This window comes from Streptomyces sp. NPDC020299, from assembly GCF_044387825.1.
GTDB lineage: Bacteria > Actinomycetota > Actinomycetes > Streptomycetales > Streptomycetaceae > Streptomyces.
Map to the genome: position 1 here is coordinate 13,677 of NZ_JBIRWL010000016.1, position 18,838 is coordinate 32,514.

13 protein-coding genes are annotated in these 18,838 nt (G+C 72.0%); 8 read left to right on the forward strand and 5 right to left on the reverse strand.

Annotated elements, in window-relative coordinates; genetic code table 11:
- Window positions 1–33: 33 nt before the first annotated feature.
- Window positions 34–960: an oxidoreductase gene (locus tag ACH45E_RS33335; protein ID WP_361450819.1), complete on the reverse strand. Its 927-nt coding sequence runs from the start codon at window positions 958–960 to the stop codon at window positions 34–36.
- 98 nt (window positions 961–1,058) lie between these two features.
- Between ACH45E_RS33335 and ACH45E_RS33340 the strand changes: the two genes are divergently transcribed.
- The 3 genes from ACH45E_RS33340 (at window position 1,059) to ACH45E_RS33350 (ending at window position 2,843) form a co-directional block, all read left to right on the forward strand.
- Window positions 1,059–1,526, forward strand: coding sequence for a hypothetical protein (locus ACH45E_RS33340; RefSeq protein WP_361450822.1), 468 nt, complete (start codon window positions 1,059–1,061; stop codon window positions 1,524–1,526).
- A gap of 131 nt (window positions 1,527–1,657) precedes the next feature.
- Entirely contained in the window at window positions 1,658–2,197 is a 540-nt protein-coding gene (locus ACH45E_RS33345) for a DUF4232 domain-containing protein (protein WP_361450825.1), read from the forward strand.
- A 67-nt stretch (window positions 2,198–2,264) separates the two neighbouring features.
- The gene (locus ACH45E_RS33350; protein WP_361450828.1) at window positions 2,265–2,843 is read left to right on the forward strand and encodes a DUF6193 family natural product biosynthesis protein; all 579 of its coding nucleotides are present in this window, start codon (window positions 2,265–2,267) and stop codon (window positions 2,841–2,843) included.
- A gap of 129 nt (window positions 2,844–2,972) precedes the next feature.
- Here the strand turns inward: ACH45E_RS33350 and ppdK are convergent, their stop codons facing one another.
- The gene (ppdK, locus tag ACH45E_RS33355) at window positions 2,973–5,693 is read right to left on the reverse strand and encodes a pyruvate, phosphate dikinase (RefSeq protein ID WP_361450831.1); all 2,721 of its coding nucleotides are present in this window, start codon (window positions 5,691–5,693) and stop codon (window positions 2,973–2,975) included.
- A 417-nt stretch (window positions 5,694–6,110) separates the two neighbouring features.
- Window positions 6,111–7,319, reverse strand: coding sequence for an ROK family protein (locus tag ACH45E_RS33360; protein WP_361450834.1), 1,209 nt, complete (start codon window positions 7,317–7,319; stop codon window positions 6,111–6,113).
- Window positions 7,320–7,439: 120 nt separating this feature from the next.
- Between ACH45E_RS33360 and ACH45E_RS33365 the strand changes: the two genes are divergently transcribed.
- The 3 genes from ACH45E_RS33365 to ACH45E_RS33375 all read left to right on the forward strand — a co-directional run bounded on the left by ACH45E_RS33365 (window position 7,440) and on the right by ACH45E_RS33375 (window position 13,718).
- The gene (locus ACH45E_RS33365) at window positions 7,440–9,023 is read left to right on the forward strand and encodes an MGH1-like glycoside hydrolase domain-containing protein (protein WP_361450837.1); all 1,584 of its coding nucleotides are present in this window, start codon (window positions 7,440–7,442) and stop codon (window positions 9,021–9,023) included.
- Window positions 9,020–10,957, forward strand: coding sequence for a glycogen debranching N-terminal domain-containing protein (locus ACH45E_RS33370; RefSeq protein WP_361450840.1), 1,938 nt, complete (start codon window positions 9,020–9,022; stop codon window positions 10,955–10,957). The genes ACH45E_RS33365 and ACH45E_RS33370 overlap by 4 nt, the downstream gene beginning before the upstream one ends.
- Before the next feature lie 172 nt (window positions 10,958–11,129).
- Complete coding sequence (locus ACH45E_RS33375; protein WP_361450843.1) at window positions 11,130–13,718, forward strand: CDP-alcohol phosphatidyltransferase; 2,589 nt, start codon at window positions 11,130–11,132, stop codon at window positions 13,716–13,718.
- A 27-nt stretch (window positions 13,719–13,745) separates the two neighbouring features.
- Here the strand turns inward: ACH45E_RS33375 and dusB are convergent, their stop codons facing one another.
- A complete protein-coding gene (dusB, locus tag ACH45E_RS33380) occupies window positions 13,746–14,888 on the reverse strand; it encodes a tRNA dihydrouridine synthase DusB (RefSeq protein ID WP_361450846.1) in 1,143 nt (380 codons plus the stop codon).
- An 83-nt stretch (window positions 14,889–14,971) separates the two neighbouring features.
- On the opposite strand from dusB, the gene ACH45E_RS33385 reads away from it, so the two are divergent.
- Window positions 14,972–16,414: an MFS transporter gene (locus ACH45E_RS33385; RefSeq protein WP_361450849.1), complete on the forward strand. Its 1,443-nt coding sequence runs from the start codon at window positions 14,972–14,974 to the stop codon at window positions 16,412–16,414.
- Here ACH45E_RS33385 and ACH45E_RS33390 read toward each other — a convergent pair.
- Window positions 16,375–17,295, reverse strand: coding sequence for a helix-turn-helix transcriptional regulator (locus ACH45E_RS33390; RefSeq protein WP_361450852.1), 921 nt, complete (start codon window positions 17,293–17,295; stop codon window positions 16,375–16,377). The genes ACH45E_RS33385 and ACH45E_RS33390 overlap by 40 nt on opposite strands.
- Before the next feature lie 101 nt (window positions 17,296–17,396).
- Here ACH45E_RS33390 and ACH45E_RS33395 point away from each other — a divergent pair, with 101 nt between their 5' ends.
- A complete protein-coding gene (locus ACH45E_RS33395) occupies window positions 17,397–18,824 on the forward strand; it encodes an MFS transporter (RefSeq protein ID WP_361450855.1) in 1,428 nt (475 codons plus the stop codon).
- Window positions 18,825–18,838: the final 14 nt, after the last annotated feature.

Below are 18,838 nucleotides of genomic sequence, written 5' to 3' on the forward strand. Positions count from 1 at the left end.
CGATGCTGTCGACCGGTCATCGATGGTGGGGCGTCATGCCTTCAGCACGTCGTACGTGACTCCCGTCAGCCGCTCGGACTCCTCCCAAAGCCGCTCGCCCATCGCGTCGTTGAGCGTCCACGGCGCCCGCCAGGACGGCGCCGGCGCGCCCCGCCACATGGCGAACGACGGGCCGAAGAACGCGTCGGGCCGTACGTCGGGGGCGGTCGCCGCGTACAGCGTGGGCAGGGCGCCCGCCTCGGCCGGCTGGGCGATGACCCGGTTGCCGAGTTTCATGAGCCGTTCGGCGCCCCGGCGTCCCTCGGCGCGGGGACCGGCGGTCTGGAGGTTGGTGGCCGCGTATCCGGGGTGAGCCGCGGCGGCCACCACGTCCGACCCGTGTGCCGCCAGCCGGCGCGCCAGCTCGTGCGTGAAGAGCAGGTTGGCGGTCTTGGAGCGGGCGTAGGCGACCCAACGCCGGTACCGGCGCGTGCTGTCGAGATCGGCGGGGTCGATGTTGGCCAGCGTGTGCATCATGCTGGACACGGTCACGATCCGGGCGCCGGGCGCGGCGAGCAGCGCGGGCAGCAGCAGGCCGGTGAGGGCGAAGTGGCCCAGGTGGTTGACGCCGAACTGGGTCTCGAAGCCGTCGGCCGTCGTCCCGTACGGCAGCGCCATCACGCCGGCGTTGTTGACGAGCAGGTCGATCCGGTCGTACGGCAGGCCGCTCGCGAACTCCCGTACGGACGCGAGGTCACCGAGGTCCAGCAGACCCAACTCCGCGGACCCCCCTGGTACTTCCCTCGTGACCCGCTCGACGGCCTCCCTCCCCCGCGCCTCACTCCGGCACGCCATCACCACCCGCGCACCCCTGCGCGCCAGCTCCCGTGCGGTGACGTAGCCGAGGCCGCTGTTGGCACCGGTGACGACGACGGTGCGGCCGGTCTGGTCGGGGATGAGGTCGGCATCCCAGGCTGGCATGGGCGGGTCCTTCCGTGAGGGCGGCGGGCCGGAAATCTCTGGCCACAAGGATGTCCCCTCGGGGATCATGCGGTCCATGACCACACTCCGAAAGGCCGATGCCCCGTAACCGTCCGGGCGCCCTGCGCGACGCCCTCGGTCACCCGGGCCTCCGCTCCTGGCAAGAGACCCCACCCGCCCGGATACGCGGCCTGTCGCCCCGCACCAGCCTCGCCGTCCACCGCGCGGAGCGGCTTTCCCCGGGCTTCTGGTACGGACCCGGCGCGACGGACGCCGCCCTGCGCGGCTACCGGTCGTTCCTCCACTCGCCGGGCTCCCGGCCCCGCTACCCCCGCGAATCCTTCTGCGCCGCGTGCCCCGGCTGCGCCCTCGACGACGTACGACAGGCCCGCGACGCCCTGGCGGACATCCTGCCCCGGCTCCCTTCCCGGGCCCGAGCCGAACTGCGACGCGCGATGCAACCACTGGACCACCGCTATCTGCTGCTCACCCTTCCCGACCCGCTGGCCGAGTGGGGAGCGCCCTGGTGGCACCGGCGGCTGGCCGACGGCGTGGAGGGATGGTGACCCCATGTCCCGTCCCGGCGGCGCCTCGCGCGGGGCGGTGTTCCAATGGCAGGTACAACCTTTTCCGCCGGGGCCGCGTCCAATCCAGTGACCTTGCCACCCATTCGCCCGATGATGGAGGCGGATGCGCCATGTCCCTGCATTCCCACCACTTCTCCCGGCGCGGCCTCGCCGCCTCTCTGACCGCCGTCCTCGCGGGGCTGGCGACCGCGGGGGCCACGTGGAGCATGACCACTACAGCCCAGGCGTCGCAGGCGACGAGCAGCCCGCGTACGTGCACCGTGAGCGACCTCTACCTCTCCATGGGCCGCAAGGAGGGCGCGGCGGGCTCGCTCTACTGGCCGATCCAGTTCACCAACACCAGCACCACCGGTTGCGCCCTGCGCGGCTACCCGGGCGTCAGCGCCCTCGACACCGCGCACCGGCAGATCGGACCGGCCGCCACCCGCAGCGGCACGTCCTACTCCACCGTCACCCTGGCCCCCGGCCACTCGGCCTCGGCGGTCGTCCGCACCACCAACGGCCCCGTCGGCGGTCCGTGCCTGCGTACCGGCACCTATCTGAGGGTCTATCCCCCGGCCTCGCACCAGGCGGTCCTCGTCCCGGCCGCCTGGAAGATCTGCTCCGGCCTCTTCCAGGTCGGTCCGGTCAACACCGAAGGCACGATCTGAGCAGGCCGGGGGCCTCTCGCGTGCGATCACCGAAGCAGCCGGGGAAGCCGGGATCGCATTGGGGCCGGTGGCACCCTCCGGTCCCTACGCGCATGCCGCGTACTCGACGGCGACCGCAGACACCGGCAGAGGGGTCGTCTCCGTTCTCCTCGGAAGCCAGAAGAGGAAGTTCTCCGTCTCCATACACGGCGACGCGCATGTATGGGCATCCGGCGGGACGAGCGACCTCGCCTCGGTGGCTCAGGTGATCGCTCTCTGGCGCACCGGCGCGCCATTGAGGCAACTGGCCGAGAAGTGCCCCTTCATGGAATACGACGCCATGGCACAGGCGCACGAGGACGGGGATCCCGTCGAAACCCAGTGGGAGAAGGTGCTGCGCAGCGACGCGTTCCCCGACCTGAACGAGATCCTCAGAAGAGGGCATGCACACCCGGAGGTCCGCCGGCTCTTTCCGTACGTCACCCATGGCGCACTGAGGTTTTCGGCCGACTACCGCGACGTGACAGCCGTCCGGATCCTCGTGGATCCCACGACCGAGGGGTACCGGGTCGAAACCACCGTCGAAGGCGACGCCGGGGAGGACTTCTCCTCGGTTCAGGGAGTCGTCGACAAGCTGGCCGAGCTGGCGGCCCGGCTGACGCCTTGACGGGTGCGGGACACACAGGAGGGGCGGCACCCCCGCACAGGGTGCCGCCCCTTTTTTCGTGCACCGGAGCCGCCGCCGATCGGTTGAGGGTCGGGGACCGACGGCGGCTCCGGGGTCTTGCGGGAGGGGTCAGCGGTGGTCGCTGCCCTCCGACTGGGTGGCCGCGCGGCCGGCCTCGAGGCGGGCGACCGGGATGCGGAAGGGGGAGCAGGAGACGTAGTCGAGACCGGCCTCGTGGAAGAAGTGGACCGACTCCGGGTCGCCGCCGTGCTCGCCGCAGACGCCGAGCTTGAGGTCGGGGCGGGTCTCGCGGCCCGCCTTCGCCGCCGCCTTCACCAGGGAGCCGACGCCGTCCTTGTCGATCGTCTCGAAGGGGGACACCCCGAAGATGCCCTTCTCCAGGTAGGCGGTGAAGAAGCTGGCCTCGACGTCGTCCCGGCTGAAGCCCCACACCGTCTGGGTGAGGTCGTTGGTGCCGAAGGAGAAGAACTCCGCGGCCTCGGCGATCTGACCGGCGGTGAGCGCGGCGCGCGGCAGCTCGATCATCGTGCCGATCGACAGCTTCAGCGACACGCCCGTGGCCGCCTCGACCTCGGCGACGACCTGGTCGGCCTCCTCGCGGACGATCTCCAGCTCCTGGACGGTGCCGACGAGCGGGATCATGATCTCGGCGCGCGGGTCGCCCTTGGCGTTCTTGCGCTCGGCCGCGGCCTCGGCGATGGCCCGGACCTGCATGGTGAACAGGCCGGGGATGACCAGGCCGAGGCGGACGCCGCGCAGGCCCAGCATCGGGTTCTGCTCGTGCAGCCGGTGCACGGCCTGGAGCAGGCGCAGCTCGTTCTCGTGCGGCTCCTGGCGGGACTCGGCGAGGGCCACGCGGACCGAGAGTTCCGTGATGTCGGGGAGGAACTCGTGCAGCGGCGGGTCGAGGAGACGGATCGTCACCGGCAGGCCGTCCATCGCGGAGAACAGCTCCACGAAGTCCTGCTTCTGCATCGGGAGCAGCGCCTTCAGGCTCTCCTGGCGCTCTTCCTCCGTGTCGGCCAGGATGAGGCGCTCGACCAGTTCCCGGCGGTCACCGAGGAACATGTGCTCCGTACGGCACAGGCCGATGCCCTGCGCGCCGAAGCGACGGGCGCGCAGCGCGTCCTCGGCGTTGTCCGCGTTGGCCCGCACCCGCAGCCGGCGCTTGCGGTCGGCGAAGGCCATGATCCGGTGCACGGCCTCGACGAGTTCGTCGGCGTCGTGGGCGCCGGCGTGCATGCGGCCCTCGAAGTACTCCACGACCGGGGAGGGGACCACCGGGACCTCGCCCAGGTAGACCTTGCCGCTGGAGCCGTCGATGGAGATGACGTCGCCCTCCTCGACGACGTGCCCGCCCGGGACCGTCATCCGGCGCCGCTTGGTGTCGACCTCCAGCTCCTCGGCGCCGCAGACACAGGTCTTGCCCATGCCGCGCGCGACGACGGCCGCGTGGGAGGTCTTGCCGCCGCGGGAGGTGAGGATGCCCTCGGCCGCGATCATGCCGTCCAGGTCGTCGGGGTTGGTCTCCCGGCGGACCAGGATGACCTTCTCGCCCGAGCGGGACCACTTGACGGCGGTGTAGGAGTCGAAGACCGCCTTGCCGACCGCCGCGCCCGGCGAGGCGGCGATGCCCCGGCCGACCTGCTCGGCCTTGGCGTGCTCGTCGAAGCGGGGGAACATCAGCTGCGCGAGCTGGGCGCCGTTGACGCGCTGCAGCGCCTCGGTCTCGTCGATCAGGCCCTGGTCCACCAGCTGGGTGGCGATGCGGAAGGCGGCACCGGCGGTGCGCTTGCCGACACGGGTCTGGAGCATCCACAGCTGGCCGCGCTCGATGGTGAACTCGATGTCGCAGAGATCCTTGTAGTGGTTCTCCAGGGTCTCCATGATCTGCATGAGCTGGTCGTACGACTTCTTGTCGATGCTCTCCAGCTCGGCGAGCGGCACGGTGTTGCGGATGCCCGCGACGACGTCCTCGCCCTGGGCGTTCTGGAGGTAGTCGCCGTAGACGCCCTGGTGGCCGGAGGCGGGGTCGCGGGTGAAGGCGACGCCGGTGCCGGAGTCGGGGCCCAGGTTGCCGAAGACCATGGAGCAGACGTTGACGGCGGTGCCGAGGTCGCCCGGGATGCGCTCCTGGCGGCGGTAGAGCTTGGCGCGGTCGGTGTTCCAGGACTCGAAGACCGCCTTGATGGCGAAGTCCATCTGCTCGCGCGGGTCCTGCGGGAAGTCCCGGCCGGCCTCCTTCTTCACGATCTTCTTGAAGGCGGTGACCAGCTTCTTCAGGTCGGCGGCCTCCAGCTCGGTGTCGACCGCGACCTTCTTGGCCTCCTTGGCCTTGTCGAGGGCCTCCTCGAAGAGCTCGCCGTCGACGCCGAGGACGGTCTTGCCGAACATCTGGATGAGGCGGCGGTAGGAGTCCCACGCGAAGCGGTCGTCGCCGGCCTGCTTGGCCAGGCCCTGCACCGACTTGTCGGAGAGGCCGATGTTCAGGACGGTGTCCATCATGCCGGGCATGGAGAACTTGGCGCCGGAGCGGACGGAGACGAGCAGGGGGTCGTCGGCCTGGCCGAGCTTCTTGCCCATCTTCTGCTCGAGGGCGTCGAGGTGCGCACTCACCTCGTCACGCAGTGCCGCGGGCTCCTCGCCGCTGTCGAGGTAGACCTTGCAGGCCTCGGTGGTGATGGTGAAGCCGGGCGGCACCGGGAGACCCAGGTTGGTCATCTCGGCGAGGTTGGCGCCCTTGCCGCCCAGGAGGTCCTTGAGGTCCTTGTTGCCCTCGGTGAAGTCGTAAACGAACTTCGCTACGTGGGGTTCTTTGTTTTCCGACACGGGTCTCGACTCCTTGAGGCCGCGGTGGCTGCCCTGACGGCGAGGAACATACCCAGATCGAAGGTGCCTGGGTACGTCCACTTGCGTGTCATGCGCCCTTAACCAGCCGTCCGCCAGCGGATCCAAAGTCAAAGCTTGGCAAGCGGAAGCGGGCGAATGTTTTCACTTCTTGAACGCACAGGGGTTCACGGATGACTGTTTCCGCTCAGATGAGCGGGATACATGCACGTCTGATTTCGATCGATGAACGATCAAGGGGTGGCACCGAGTGCCACCCCTTGGAGAAGTGCAGCCGTGCGCAATACGCTCATCTGAGCGCAACCCTTATCAAGGGTGGCGAGAATCACGCTGCCACAGCGCGCCGGATTTCACCATGCGGACGTGTGTCCGACGCGGAACGTGGACGAAAGACGGACGTCACACGCCCAGCGCCAGCAGCCGCTCCTCCGCCCGCTCCGGCGCGTACAGATGCTCCACGACCAGGGCTCCTGCCCCCACCAGCCCGGCCCGCTCCCCGAGCCGGGACGTCACCACGTCCAGGTGCGCGGTGGATCGCGGCAGGGCCCGCTGGTAGAGCAGCTCCCGCACGCCGGTGAGGAAGGACGTACCGGCCAGGTCGCCCGCGATCATCAGTACGCCGGGGTTGAGCAGCGTCACCACGGTCGCCAGGACATCCCCGACCCGGCGCCCCGCCTCCCGGGCCAGCGCCGCCGCCTCCGGGTGCCCGGCGGCCAGCAGGTCCCGCACATCCGAGCCGCTGGCGGCCGGCACGCCCGCCTCGGCGAGCCGCCGGGCCACGGCGCCACCGCTGGCGACGGCGGCCAGACAGCCGTACGACCCGCACCGGCACAGCGCCTCGGCGCCCTCCGGCACCCGGATGTGCCCGATGTCCCCGGCGCCGCCGTCGATGCCCCGGTAGATGGAGCCGCCCACCACGACCCCGGCGCCGATCCCGGTCGACACCTTCACCAGCACGAACGCCGAGCAGTCCGGATGTCCGGTGCGCTGCTCCCCGTACGCCATGAGGTTGGCGTCGTTGTCGACGAGCACGGGGACGGGCGGGGCGCCCGTGCGCTCGGCGAGGGCGCGGGCCAGGCGGCCTCTTATGTCGTAGCCGTCCCAGCCGGGCATGATCGGCGGCTGGACGACCCGGCCGGTCTCGCTGTCGACGGGCCCCGGTACGGCCAGCCCGATGCCGCAGACCTCCTCCGCCCGGTGCCCCGCCTTCTCCAGCAGCTCGGCGAACCACCGGCCGAGCTCGCCGAGCACGGTGTCCGGGCCGTCCTCGACGGCCAGCGTGCCGGAGTGCTCGGCGAGCAGCTCGCCGGTCAGCGTGAGGACCGCCGCGCGCGCGTGCCGGGTGTCGAGGTCGGCGGCGAGGACGACGGCGTGGGCGTCGTCGAACTCCAGGGTGATCGAGGGGCGGCCGCCCAGCGGGGAGCCGACCGGGCCGCCGGCGCCCTCGCGCAGCCAGCCGGCCCGGAAGAGACGGTCGAGACGCTGGCCGACGGTGGCCCGGGACAGCCCGGTGACCTGCTGGAGGGCACCGCGCGTGGTGGCACGCCCGGTGCGCACCAGTTCGAGCAGATCACCGGCGCTCGCGCTCGCCTGACTCCGACCGCTCATGCACACCCCCTTGTGTTTCTCAAGTCTGCATTACATATTGGGTTTTGCGTGTTAAATAGACGTAACCCTACGGTGGCCGCGGCCGAACCGCTCGGCCGGACGTCTTTCGGGGAGCCCCGAGTGGATCGCACAGCCCAGCTCACCGCCCACCGCACCGCGCGTGCGATCGCATACGATCCGCCGCCCGCGGCAGGGTCCGCCGGACCGGCCGGGGCGCTGCACGCCGCCGCCGTGCGCGTGCTGGAGGGCAACTGGACGGGCACCTCGACGGTCCCCTCGCGGAGCCTGTACCCGCACCAGTGGTCCTGGGACTCCGCGTTCATCGCGATCGGCCTCAGGCACATCTCGCCGTTACGGGCGCAGACGGAGCTGGAGACACTGCTGGCGGCCCAGTGGGGTGACGGGCGCGTCCCGCACATCGTCTTCAACCCCTCCGTACCGCTCGACGCGTACTTCCCGAGCCCCGACTTCTGGCGCTCCTCGACCGCGGGGCGCGCTGCGGGCGCCCCGCGCACCGTACAGACCTCCGGCATCGTGCAGCCACCGGTGCACGCGCTGGCGGCCTGGCTGGTGCACCTCGCCGACCCGGGGCTGTCCCGGGCCCGGGGCTTCCTGGCCGGGGTGTACCCCCGGCTGGCCGCCTGGCACCGCTATCTGCTGCACCGGCGGGACCTGGGCGGCGGCGGGCTGGCGTCCGTCGTGCACCCCTGGGAGCAGGGCATGGACAACAGCCCCTGCTGGGACGCCCCGCTCGCCCGCGTCACCCCGGCGCCGGACCGCTCCTTCCGCCGTGCCGACCTCGACCACGGCGCCGCGGAGGCCCGGCCGACGGACCTGGACTACGGGCGGTACGTGCGGCTGGCGACGGACTACCGGGACGGCGGATATACCGACGGCGGAGGGGAGTTCGCCGTCGAGGACCCGGCCTTCAACGCCCTGCTCATCGCCTCCGAGCACGCGCTGGCCCGGATCGCCCAGGAGCTGGGCGCGACCGGCACGGCCCGGCACGCGCGCGCGGAACGCCTGACGGGGGCGCTGCTCGAGAGGCTGTGGGATCCGGCGCGGGGCATGTTCTCCTGCCGTGACGTACGGAGCGGCGGCCTGATCCCCGAGCGCGGCGTCTCCGGTCTCGTCCCGCTCCTCCTGCCCGGCCTGCCCCGCGAGACCGCCACCGCGCTGGTCGGCACGCTCACCGGCCCGCACTTCGGCCTGGGCGACACCACCCGTCTGGTGCCCAGCTACGACCTGCTCGGCGAGGCCTTCGACCCGCACCGCTACTGGCGCGGCCCGGCCTGGTTCAACACCGGCTGGCTGGTGGAGCGGGGCCTGCGCGCGCACGGCGAGCGGGACCGGGCCGACGCGCTGCGGGAGGCCCTCGTGCACACCGCCGGCGCGAGCGGGTTCGCCGAGTACGTCGACCCGTACACCGGCGAGGCCCGCGGCGCGCTCGGCTTCGGCTGGACCGCCGCGCTCACGCTCGATCTGCTTCACGAGTCCTCCGGGGACGGCGTGTCCCCCGGGGGCCTCGGCACGTTCGACAGGGGTGACTTCGGCAGGAGTTCCTTCGGCGGGAGTGACTTCGACAGGAGCGACTCCGGCAGGAGCGACTCCGGCAGGAGCGACTCCGGCAAGGACGGCTCCGGCAAGGACGACTCCGGCAGGAGTGACTTCCACGGAAGCGACAAGGGAGGGGACCGGGGATGACGGACCGGCATCATCTGCTCGTGCACGGCGCGACGTTCGCCGCCGTGGGCGACCGGGGCGACATCAGCGGCGTCCGGGGCGGCGGCTCCCCGGACGGGTTGTTCGCCCGCGACGCCCGGCACCTCAGCCGCTGGCAGCTCACCGTGGACGGCGCGGTGCCCGAGGTGCTCACGCCGGTCGCGGACGGCGACGGCGCGCGCTGTGTCCTGGTCCCGCGCGGCGGCCGGCAGGAGCCGCCCGCGCACACCCTGTTCCGTGAACAGGCGGTCGGCGACAGCTCGTTCGTGGAGTCGCTGCGGGTGACCAGCAACCGCCCGGTGCCCACCACGGTCCGCCTGGCGATCACCGCCGACGCCGACTTCACCGACCAGTTCGAGCTGCGCTCCGACCACCGCACCTACACCAAGACCGGCGTCGTGCGCTCCCGCCAGGTCCTGGACGACGGACTGGAGTTCACCTACCGCCGCGGCGAATGGCGGTCCGTCACGACCATCACGGCCGACCCCGCCCCCGACGGTGTGGAGGAGACCGGCACGGGAGCCCGCCGGCTCGTCTGGACCCTCGAACTGGAACCGCACGGCACGGCCGAGCTGGTGCTGCGCGTGATCGCCCGGCCGCACGGCGAGAGGCGGGCGCTGCGGGTGCCGCGCTCCCCCGCCTCGGTGAACGAGCAACTCCTCGCCGTCGAAGGTGAGTTCGTGGAGGGCGTGGCCTTCCCGACCGGCTGGCCGGAGCTGGCGGCGGCCTGTGCCCGGGGCCTGACCGACCTCGCTTCGCTCCAGGTCCCGGCGACCGGACCGGACGGGGAGGAACTGCGCGTACCGGCGGCGGGCGCGCCCTGGTTCCTCACGCTCCTCGGCCGCGACGCCCTGCTGACCTCGCTGTTCACCCTTCCCTACCGGCCTCGTCTGGCCGCCGCGACGCTCCCCGCGCTCGCCGCCACCCAGGCGACCGGGAGCGTCGCGGCCTCGGTCGCCCAGCCCGGCAAGATCGTGCACGAGGTGCGGCACGGCGAGCTGGCGCACTTCGGGCAGGTGCCGTACGGGCGGTACTACGGCTCCGTGGACGCCACCCCGCTGTTCCTCGTGCTGCTCGGCGCGTACGTCGAACAGACCGGGGACGCGGCCCTCGCCCGCCGCCTGGAACCGCATGCCCGCGCGGCGATCGGCTGGATGCTCGACCACGGCGGCCTGACCTCGCGCGGCTACCTGGTGTACCGCGCCGACCGGGGCGGCCTCGCCAACCAGAACTGGAAGGACTCCCCCGGCGCCATCTGCTCGGCCGACGGCACCCGCCCGCACGGGCCGGTGGTGGCGGCCGGGGCCCAGGGCTACGCCTATGACGCGCTGCGCCGCACGGCGTGGGTGGCGCGCACGGTGTGGGGCGACGGGACGTACGCGGCCCTGCTGGAACAGGCCGCCGCCGACCTGCGCGACCGCTTCCAGCGGGACTTCTGGATGCCGGACCGCTCCTTCCCGGCGCTCGCGCTGGACGGGGAGGGCCGCCAGGTCGACGCGCTGGCCTCGGACGCGGGGCACCTGCTGTGGTCGGGGCTGCTGGACAAGGAGTACGGGGAGGTGGTCGGCCGCAGGCTCCTGGAACCGGACTTCTTCTCGGGCTGGGGCGTACGTACGCTGGCGGCCGGGCAGCCGGCGTACCACCCCCTCTCCTACCACCGCGGTTCGGTCTGGCCGCACGACAACGCGCTGCTCACCCTGGGGCTGGCCCGCTACGGCCTGCACGACGAGGCCCGTACGGTCGCCCACGCCCTGGTCGACGCGGCGACGGCCGCCGGGCACCGGTTGCCGGAGGTGCTCGCGGGATACGGCCGTGACACCCACGCCGAGCCCGTGCCCTACCCGCATGCGTGCGTACGCGAATCCCGCTCGGCGGCGGCACCGCTGGCGCTGCTCACGGCGGTCGGGGGCGCCTAGGGTCTGTTGCTCCGGTCCGTCCGAATGGAGTATTGGCGAGCCGTTTGCCGGGTGTTTGCCCAGGGTCCTGAACAGGCATCGGAGGCGAGCCGTACGGGATGGCGGCCGGCCCCTGCCTCCCCGCGTGGCCTGCCGCCTCCGTTCACGGGCCTCGCACGGAAGGACCTCCGGGTTGCCTCAGCACACGAGCATTCGCCAGTCACCGGAAACGGACGGCGCCGCCGCCCGGCCGGAATCCGAGGAACCCGGGGCAGAGATCCAGGGCGGTGCCTCTGCCGAGGCCGGGCCGGGCGCCTCCGGCGAGGCCGCCACCGGGAAGGCCGTCGGGGACGGCCCCTCGCAGGCCGCCGATGCGGGGCCCGCGCCTTCCCCTGCCGGACCGGACACCGCGCTCCCGGCCACCGACCCGACGCCCGCCCCGGAAGCCGCTGCCGACCCGGATTCGCCGGTCCTTTCCGACCCGGAGGCCACCGCTCCAGCGGCCCCGGAGGAGACCTCTGCCCCGGAAGTCACCGCGCCCGAGGTCACACCGAAGGCCGCCACCTCGGAGGCCACGCCCGAGTCCACCACCTCCACGGCCGCCCCGGAGGGCACGCTGGAGGCGGTCGCTTCGGAGGCCGTCGACGAGACACCCGCCCCGGAAGGCGCGCTCGAAGCAGCCGCTCCCTCGACCACCTCCGAAGCCGACACCCCCAAAGCCGCCGACGCGGCGCCCACCTCGGATTCCACCGCCCCCGAGGCCACACCGAAGGCCGACACCCCGGAAACCACGGGCGAGGCCACCACCTCCACGGCCACCACCAAGGACACACCCGAAGCGGTCGCTTCCGAGACCGCCGACGCGGCGCCCACCCCGGATTCCACCGCCCCCGAGGCCACACCGAAGGACAAGCCTGAGGCGGCCGCCTCCCCAGCCACCCCGGTGGACACACCCAAGGCCACCACCCCCGAACCCGCCGGCGGGGCGCCCGCCCCGGAAGCCGTGCTCGATGAGGCCGCTTCCACGGCACCCGAAGCCGTTGGCGAGGCGGCCGCCGCGCAGCGCCCCGTGCGGCGTGGCCGGCCCGGGTGGAGTGGGCGGGCGCGGATGCGGCGGCGGGAGGCGTGGCGGGCGGCGCATCCGGCGGCGGCCGGTGTGCTGTCGGTGACGGTGACCGTGCTGGCCGCCGTGCTGGTGGTGGCCGCCCTGTTGCTGCCGAACACCGTGGTCGGGCTCGGGCCGATGAAGTTCGCGCGCATACCGGCGGAGGCGATCATCGGGGCCGCCGTGACGCTGGCGCTGCCGCGCAGGCCCCGGATCGCGCTGGCCGTCGTCTCCGGGATCGCTCTCGGGGCGATGACCGTGCTGAACTTCCTCGACATGGGCTTCAACCAGTACCTCGGCCGGGGCTTCAACCCCATCCTCGACTGGACCCTGCTCAGCGACGCGCAGTCGTACCTGAACGACTCCCTCGGCAAGACGGTCACCCTGGCCGCCACCGTCGGCGTCATCGTCCTCGTGCTGCTGGTGTTCCTCCTGCTGGCCCTGGCCATGGTCCGGCTGAGCAACCTGCTCGCCCGGAACACCGGCACGGCCACCCGGGGCACGCTGATCGCCGGCGTCGTCTGGATCACCTGTTCCTCCCTCGGTATCCAGATAGCCGGCGTGCCGATCGCCTCCGACCGCACCGCGGCCGGCGTGAAGAGCCAGGCGCACAAGGTCGTGGCCACCCTGCGCGACGAGGCGGAGTTCGAGAAGGTCGCCAAGGTCGACGCCTTCGGCAACACTCCGGGCAGCCAGCTGGTGCCCGACCTGCGCGGCAAGGACATGATCTTCACGTTCATCGAGAGCTACGGCCGCAGCGCCATCGAGGACCCGATCATGGCGCCCGGCGTGGACAAGACGCTGGACGTGCGGACCAAGGCCCTGGCCAAGGCCGGTTTCCACGCCAAGAGCGGCTGGCTGACCTCGGCGACGTACGGCGGCAGCAGCTGGCTCGGCCACTCCACCACCATGTCGGGCCTGTGGATCAGCAACCAGCAGCGCTACCGCACCGTCATGGCCAGCGACCACCTGAGCCTCACCGACGCCTTCAAGAAGACCGGTGACTTCGACACGGTCGGCGTGATGCCGGGCATCCAGAAGGGCTGGCCGGAGCAGAACTGGTACGGCCTGGACAAGGTCTACAACGCCTTCCAACTGGGCTACAAGGGGCCGAAGTTCAGCTGGTCGACCATGCCGGACCAGTACGCGCTCCAGCAGTACCAGGAGCGGGTGCACAGCAAGAAGGTCGCCGGCGGCAAGTCGCGGATGTCGCTGCTCATCCTGACCTCCAGCCACCAGCCCTGGGCGCCGATCCCGAAGATGGTCGACTGGGACCAGCTGGGCAACGGCTCGGTCTTCAAGGGCATCGAGGCGGCGGGCAACAAGCCGTCCGACGTCATCGCCGACACCACCAAGTCCCGCGAGGAGTACGGCAAGTCGGTCCAGTACTCGGTGACCGCCCTGACCGAGTGGCTGGAGCGCTACGGCAGCGACGACACCGTCCTGGTCTTCCTCGGCGACCACCAGCCCATCGCCCGGGTCAGCGGCAACCACGCCAGCCGTGACGTCCCGGTCTCGATCGTCGCCAAGGACCCGAAGGTCCTGGACAAGATCGCCGACTGGAACTGGACGGACGGCCTGCGGCCCGCTCACGACGCGCCGGTGTGGAAGATGAGCTCCTTCCGGGACCGCTTCCTGACGGCGTACGGCTCGACCCCGCACCCGAAGAAGCGCTGACCGCCTTCCCCGCGGCGCGGCGGGGTGTCAGCCCCCGGAGGTGTCCAGTTCCGCGTCCTCGGTGACGCCCGCGCAGTCGTACGGGTCCTTCAGCCAGCCGTCCGGCAGGACCACGCGGTTGTTGCCGGAGGTACGGCCGCGGGGGCCGTCGGCGCCGGTGGGCCAGGGCTGGTCGAGGTCCAGCTCGTCGAGGCCGGAGCGGAGTTGCTCCAGGGAGGAGGTGATGGCGAGTCGCTTGCGCATCTCCGAGCCGACCGCGAAGCCCTTCAGGTACCAGGCGACGTGCTTGCGGAAGTCGATGACCCCGCGGGACTCGTCGCCGATCCACTCGCCGAGGAGGGTGGCGTGGCGGACCATGACGTCGGCGACCTCGTGGAGCGTGGGGCGCGCGACGGCCTCCGTACGGCCCTCGAAGGCGGCCACCAGGTCCGCGAACAGCCAGGGCCGGCCCAGGCAGCCGCGTCCCACGACCACGCCGTCGCAGCCGGTCTCCCGGACCATCCGCAGCGCGTCCTCGGCGGACCAGATGTCTCCGTTGCCGAGCACGGGGATCTCGGGGACGTGCTCCTTCAGGCGGGCGATGGCGTCCCAGTCCGCGGTGCCGCCGTAGTGCTGGGCGGCGGTGCGGCCGTGCAGGGCGATGGCCGTGACGCCCTCCTCGACGGCGATGCGTCCGGCGTCGAGGTAGGTGATGTGGTCGTCGTCGATGCCCTTGCGCATCTTCATCGTGACCGGCAGGTCCCCTGCGCCGGACACCGCCTCGCGCAGGATCGCGCGGAGCAGGTTGCGCTTGTACGGGAGGGCCGAGCCGCCGCCCTTGCGGGTCACCTTCGGCACCGGGCAGCCGAAGTTCAGGTCGATGTGGTCGGCGAGGTCCTCCTCCGCGATCATGCGGACGGCCTTGCCGACGGTCGCCGGGTCGACGCCGTACAGCTGGATCGAGCGCGGCTTCTCGGTCGCGTCGAAGTGGATCAGCTGCATGGTCTTCTCGTTGCGCTCGACCAGCGCCCGGGTCGTGATCATCTCGCTGACGAACAGACCCTTGCCACCACTGAACTCCCTGCACAGGGTGCGGAAGGGCGCGTTGGTGATGCCCGCCATGGGGGCGAGGACAACGGGCGGCTGGACGGTGTGGGGGCCGATCGGCAGGGGCGTCGTGGGCGTGGGCATTGCCCCATTGTCACCCATCGGCGATGACCCCCGTAGAGATTATTAGTTAGACGCACTATTGAAACCGGCGTACGATGGAACGCATGCCCGAGCTCAGTCATCGCCGACGTTTCCTCGTGCTCGCGATCTGCTGCATGAGCCTGCTGATCGTCAGCCTCGACGTCACCGCCCTGAACGTGGCCCTGCCGTCGATGCAGCGCGACCTGCAGGCCACCACGTCCGGCCTGCAGTGGACGATCGACGCCTACACGCTGGTGCTGGCCTCGCTGCTGATGCTCGCGGGCTCCACGGCCGACCGGGTCGGCCGCAAGAAGGTCTTCATGACCGGCCTGATCGTGTTCGTGACCGGCTCGCTGCTGTGCTCCCTCGCGCCCAGCCTCGAGGCGCTGGTCGTGTTCCGCATGGTCCAGGCGGTCGGCGGCTCGATGCTCAACCCGGTCGCCATGTCGATCATCACCAACACCTTCACCGACCCGCGCGAACGCGCCCGCGCGATCGGTGTGTGGGGTGCGGTCGTCGGCATATCCATGGCCGCCGGGCCGCTGGTCGGCGGCCTGCTGGTGGAGTCGGTCGGCTGGCGGTCCATCTTCTGGGTCAATCTGCCGGTCGGTCTGGCCGCGCTCCTGCTCACCCTGCGCTTCGTCCCCGAGTCCCGCGCACCCAAAGCCCGCCGCCCCGACCCGGTCGGCCAGCTGCTGGTGATCGCCCTGTTCGGCTCCCTCACGTACGCGATCATCGAGGCGCCGGACGCGGGCACCGGCCGGGTGCTCCCGTTCGCGCTGATCGCCTTCGTCGCCCTCGCCGGGCTCGTGTGGTACGAGCCCCGGCGCGCCGAACCCCTCATCGACCTGCGCTTCTTCCGCTCCGCGCCGTTCAGCGGGGCCACGGTGATCGCCATCAGCGCGTTCGCCTCGCTGGGCGGCTTCCTCTTCCTCTCGACGCTGTACCTGCAGAACGTGCGCGGTCTCGACGCCCTCCACGCCGGTCTGTGGATGCTGCCGATGGCCGTGCCGATGTTCCTGTGCGCGCCGCTGTCCGGACGGCTGGTCGGCAGCCGGGGGCCGCGGCTGCCGCTGCTGATCGCCGGGCTCGCCATGACCGTGAGCGGGGTGCTGTTCGCCGGGTTCGAGGCGGAGACGTCGAACGTCACGCTGGTCATCGGGTACGTGCTGTTCGGCATCGGGTTCGGCTTCGTGAACGCGCCGATCACCAACACGGCCGTGTCCGGGATGCCGCGGGCGCAGGCCGGGGTCGCCGCGGCCGTCGCCTCCACCAGCAGGCAGCTCGGGCAGACCCTGGGGGTCGCCGTGATCGGCGCGGTGCTCGCGTCCGGGATCGGCTCGTCGCCGTACCGCACCGCGTTCGTGGCGGCGGCCCGCCCGGCCTGGTGGATCCTCGCCGCCTGCGGCCTCGCGGTCCTCGCCGTCGGCGCCCTCACCAACGGCCGCTGGGCCCGCGGCACCGCCGAACACACCGCCCGGCGACTTCAGTCCGCGGAGGTCCGGGAAGCGGCCGGCGTCAGCTGAGCCGTCTCCTGTTCCAGGGCGAACGCGTAGAGCTTCTCCACGCGTTGCCGGCTCTCCTCGTTCGTGGGCACGTATGTGACCATGCGCGCCCCGATCTCCGGGTTCAGCCACAGGTCCGTGTGGTCCAGGGTGAGGAGGCCGACGTACGGGTTGAGGAACTGCTTGATCCTGGTGCGGGTGCCGACCACCTCGTAGCGGTTCCAGTTCTCGCAGAACTCCGGTGACGCGCACTCCAGCCGTTTGATCAGCATCTTCCAGGCGGGCTCACCGAGGTGGCCGGCCATGGAGGCGCGCAGCTTCGCGGCCATCAGGCGCCTGGTCTCCTCCAGGTGCACGATCGCGGCCCGCCAGTCCTCGTTGGTGTGGACGAGGAGGATGCAGTTGCGGTCCTCGGGCGGGACCGCGTCCAGGTCGCCCATCAGACGGGCGTAGGTGCGGTTGTAGGCGAGGATATCGTACCGGCTGTTCTGGATGCAGGCCGGTACCGGCTCCAGCTGGCGCAGCAGTTCGAACTGGGCCGGGGTGACCCCCGAGCAGCTCGAGGCGGGCGTCGGGTCGACGGAGCCGGCCAGCTGGAAGAGGTGGGCGCGTTCGCTCGCGTCCAGCATCAGGGTGCGGGCCAGGGCGTCGAGGACCTGTACGGAGACCTGGATGTCCCGGGCCTGCTCGAGCCAGGTGTACCAGGTGACGCCGACCGCGGAGAGCTGGGCGACCTCCTCGCGGCGCAGCCCGGGCGTGCGGCGGCGGGTGCCGCGGGGCAGCCCCACCTGCTCCGGGGTGATGCGCTCACGGCGGCTGCGCAGGAAGGCGGCCAGCTCGTGGCGCCGGATGTCCGAGCCCCGCTCCGGCCGGGTCGTCGTCTCCTGGCCCGTGGTCGTCATGTACCCAGCCTGCCGTCTCGCGGACCCTGTTGCCAGGTACTCCTTGTACCAGGACAAGAAGACTCTGGTACCAGCCTGGGCGCACGCGCAGGCTCGGGGTCATGACCGAAACCGTCACCACGCCCACCGTCCGCTCACCGGCGGCGCCACCGGCGCTCGGCACCCTCGGACTGTTCACCGTCCTGCTGGCAGCCTCCCTCCCCCTCGTCGACTTCTTCATCGTCAATGTCGCCCTGCCCACCATCGGCGCGGACCTGCACGCGGGCGAGGCCGTCCTCGAACTGGTCGTCGCCGGCTACGGGGTGGCGTACGCCGTGCTCCTCGTCCTCGGCGGGCGGCTCGGCGATCTCTTCGGCCGCCGCCGGCTCTTCCTGGGCGGCATGGCCGCCTTCGGGCTGACCTCGCTGGCCTGCGGCCTCGCACCGGGCGCCTGGAGCCTGGTCGCGGCGCGGGTCGCGCAGGGCGCGTCGGCGGCGGCGATGCTGCCGCAGGTGCTCGCCACCATCCAGGCGACCACCGCCGGCCCGCGCCGGGCCCGCGCCATGAGCCTGTACGGCGCCACCGCCGGTCTGTCCATGGTGGCGGGCCAGATCCTGGGCGGCGTCCTGGTCGCCGCCGACATAGCGGGCACCGGCTGGCGCTCCGTATTCCTGGTGAACGTGCCCGTCGTACTCGCCGGCCTGGTGCTGGCCGCCCGCGCCGTCCCGGAGACCCGCTCCCAGCGGCCCGAGCCGCTCGACGGCCCCGGCACGGTGCTGCTCGCGCTCTCCCTGCTGACGCTGCTCGCCCCGCTCACCGAGGGCCGGGCGGCGGGCTGGCCGGTGTGGACGTGGCTGTCGCTGGCAGCGTTCCCGGGGGTCGCCTCGGCCTTCTACGCGGTGGAGCGGCGGGCGGACCGGCTGGGCCGTACGCCTCTGGTGCCGCCGAGCCTGTTCGCGCTGACGTCGCTGCGCCGGGGGCTGGTGCTGATGGTGCCGTTCTCCATCGGCTTCAGCGGGTTCATGTTCGTCATCGCGGTGGCGTTGCAGCGCGGCGCGGGCCTCGGGCCGGTTCCGGCGGGCCTGGCGCTGGCCCCGATGGCGGTGGCGTTCCTGATCGTCTCGCTCGCCGGGCCGCGCCTGGTGGCCCGTTTCGGCACGCGGGTCGTCACCGCCGGGGCGCTGGTCCAGGGCGTCGGCGTGGCGCTGATCGCGCTGGCCGCCTGGCGGGACTGGCCGGACGTGGGCTTCGCCGCGCTGCTGCCCGGCGCGGCGGTCGCCGGTGCGGGCCAGGCGCTGCAATTGCCCGTCGTCATGCGGATCGTGCTCTCCGAGGTGCCGGCCGCCCGGGCCGGTGTCGGCAGCGGTGTGATGGTCACCACCCAGCAGTCGGCCCTCGCCCTGGGTGTGGCCACCCTGGGCACCCTCTTCCTGTCCCTCGTCCCCGGCCACGGCATGCGGGACGCCCTGGTGACGACGCTGCTGGTGCAGCTGGCCGGGGTGGTGCTGACGGGGCTGCTCAGCCTGCGGCTGCCGCGGACGATCCGGTGACGAGCGGGTGACGA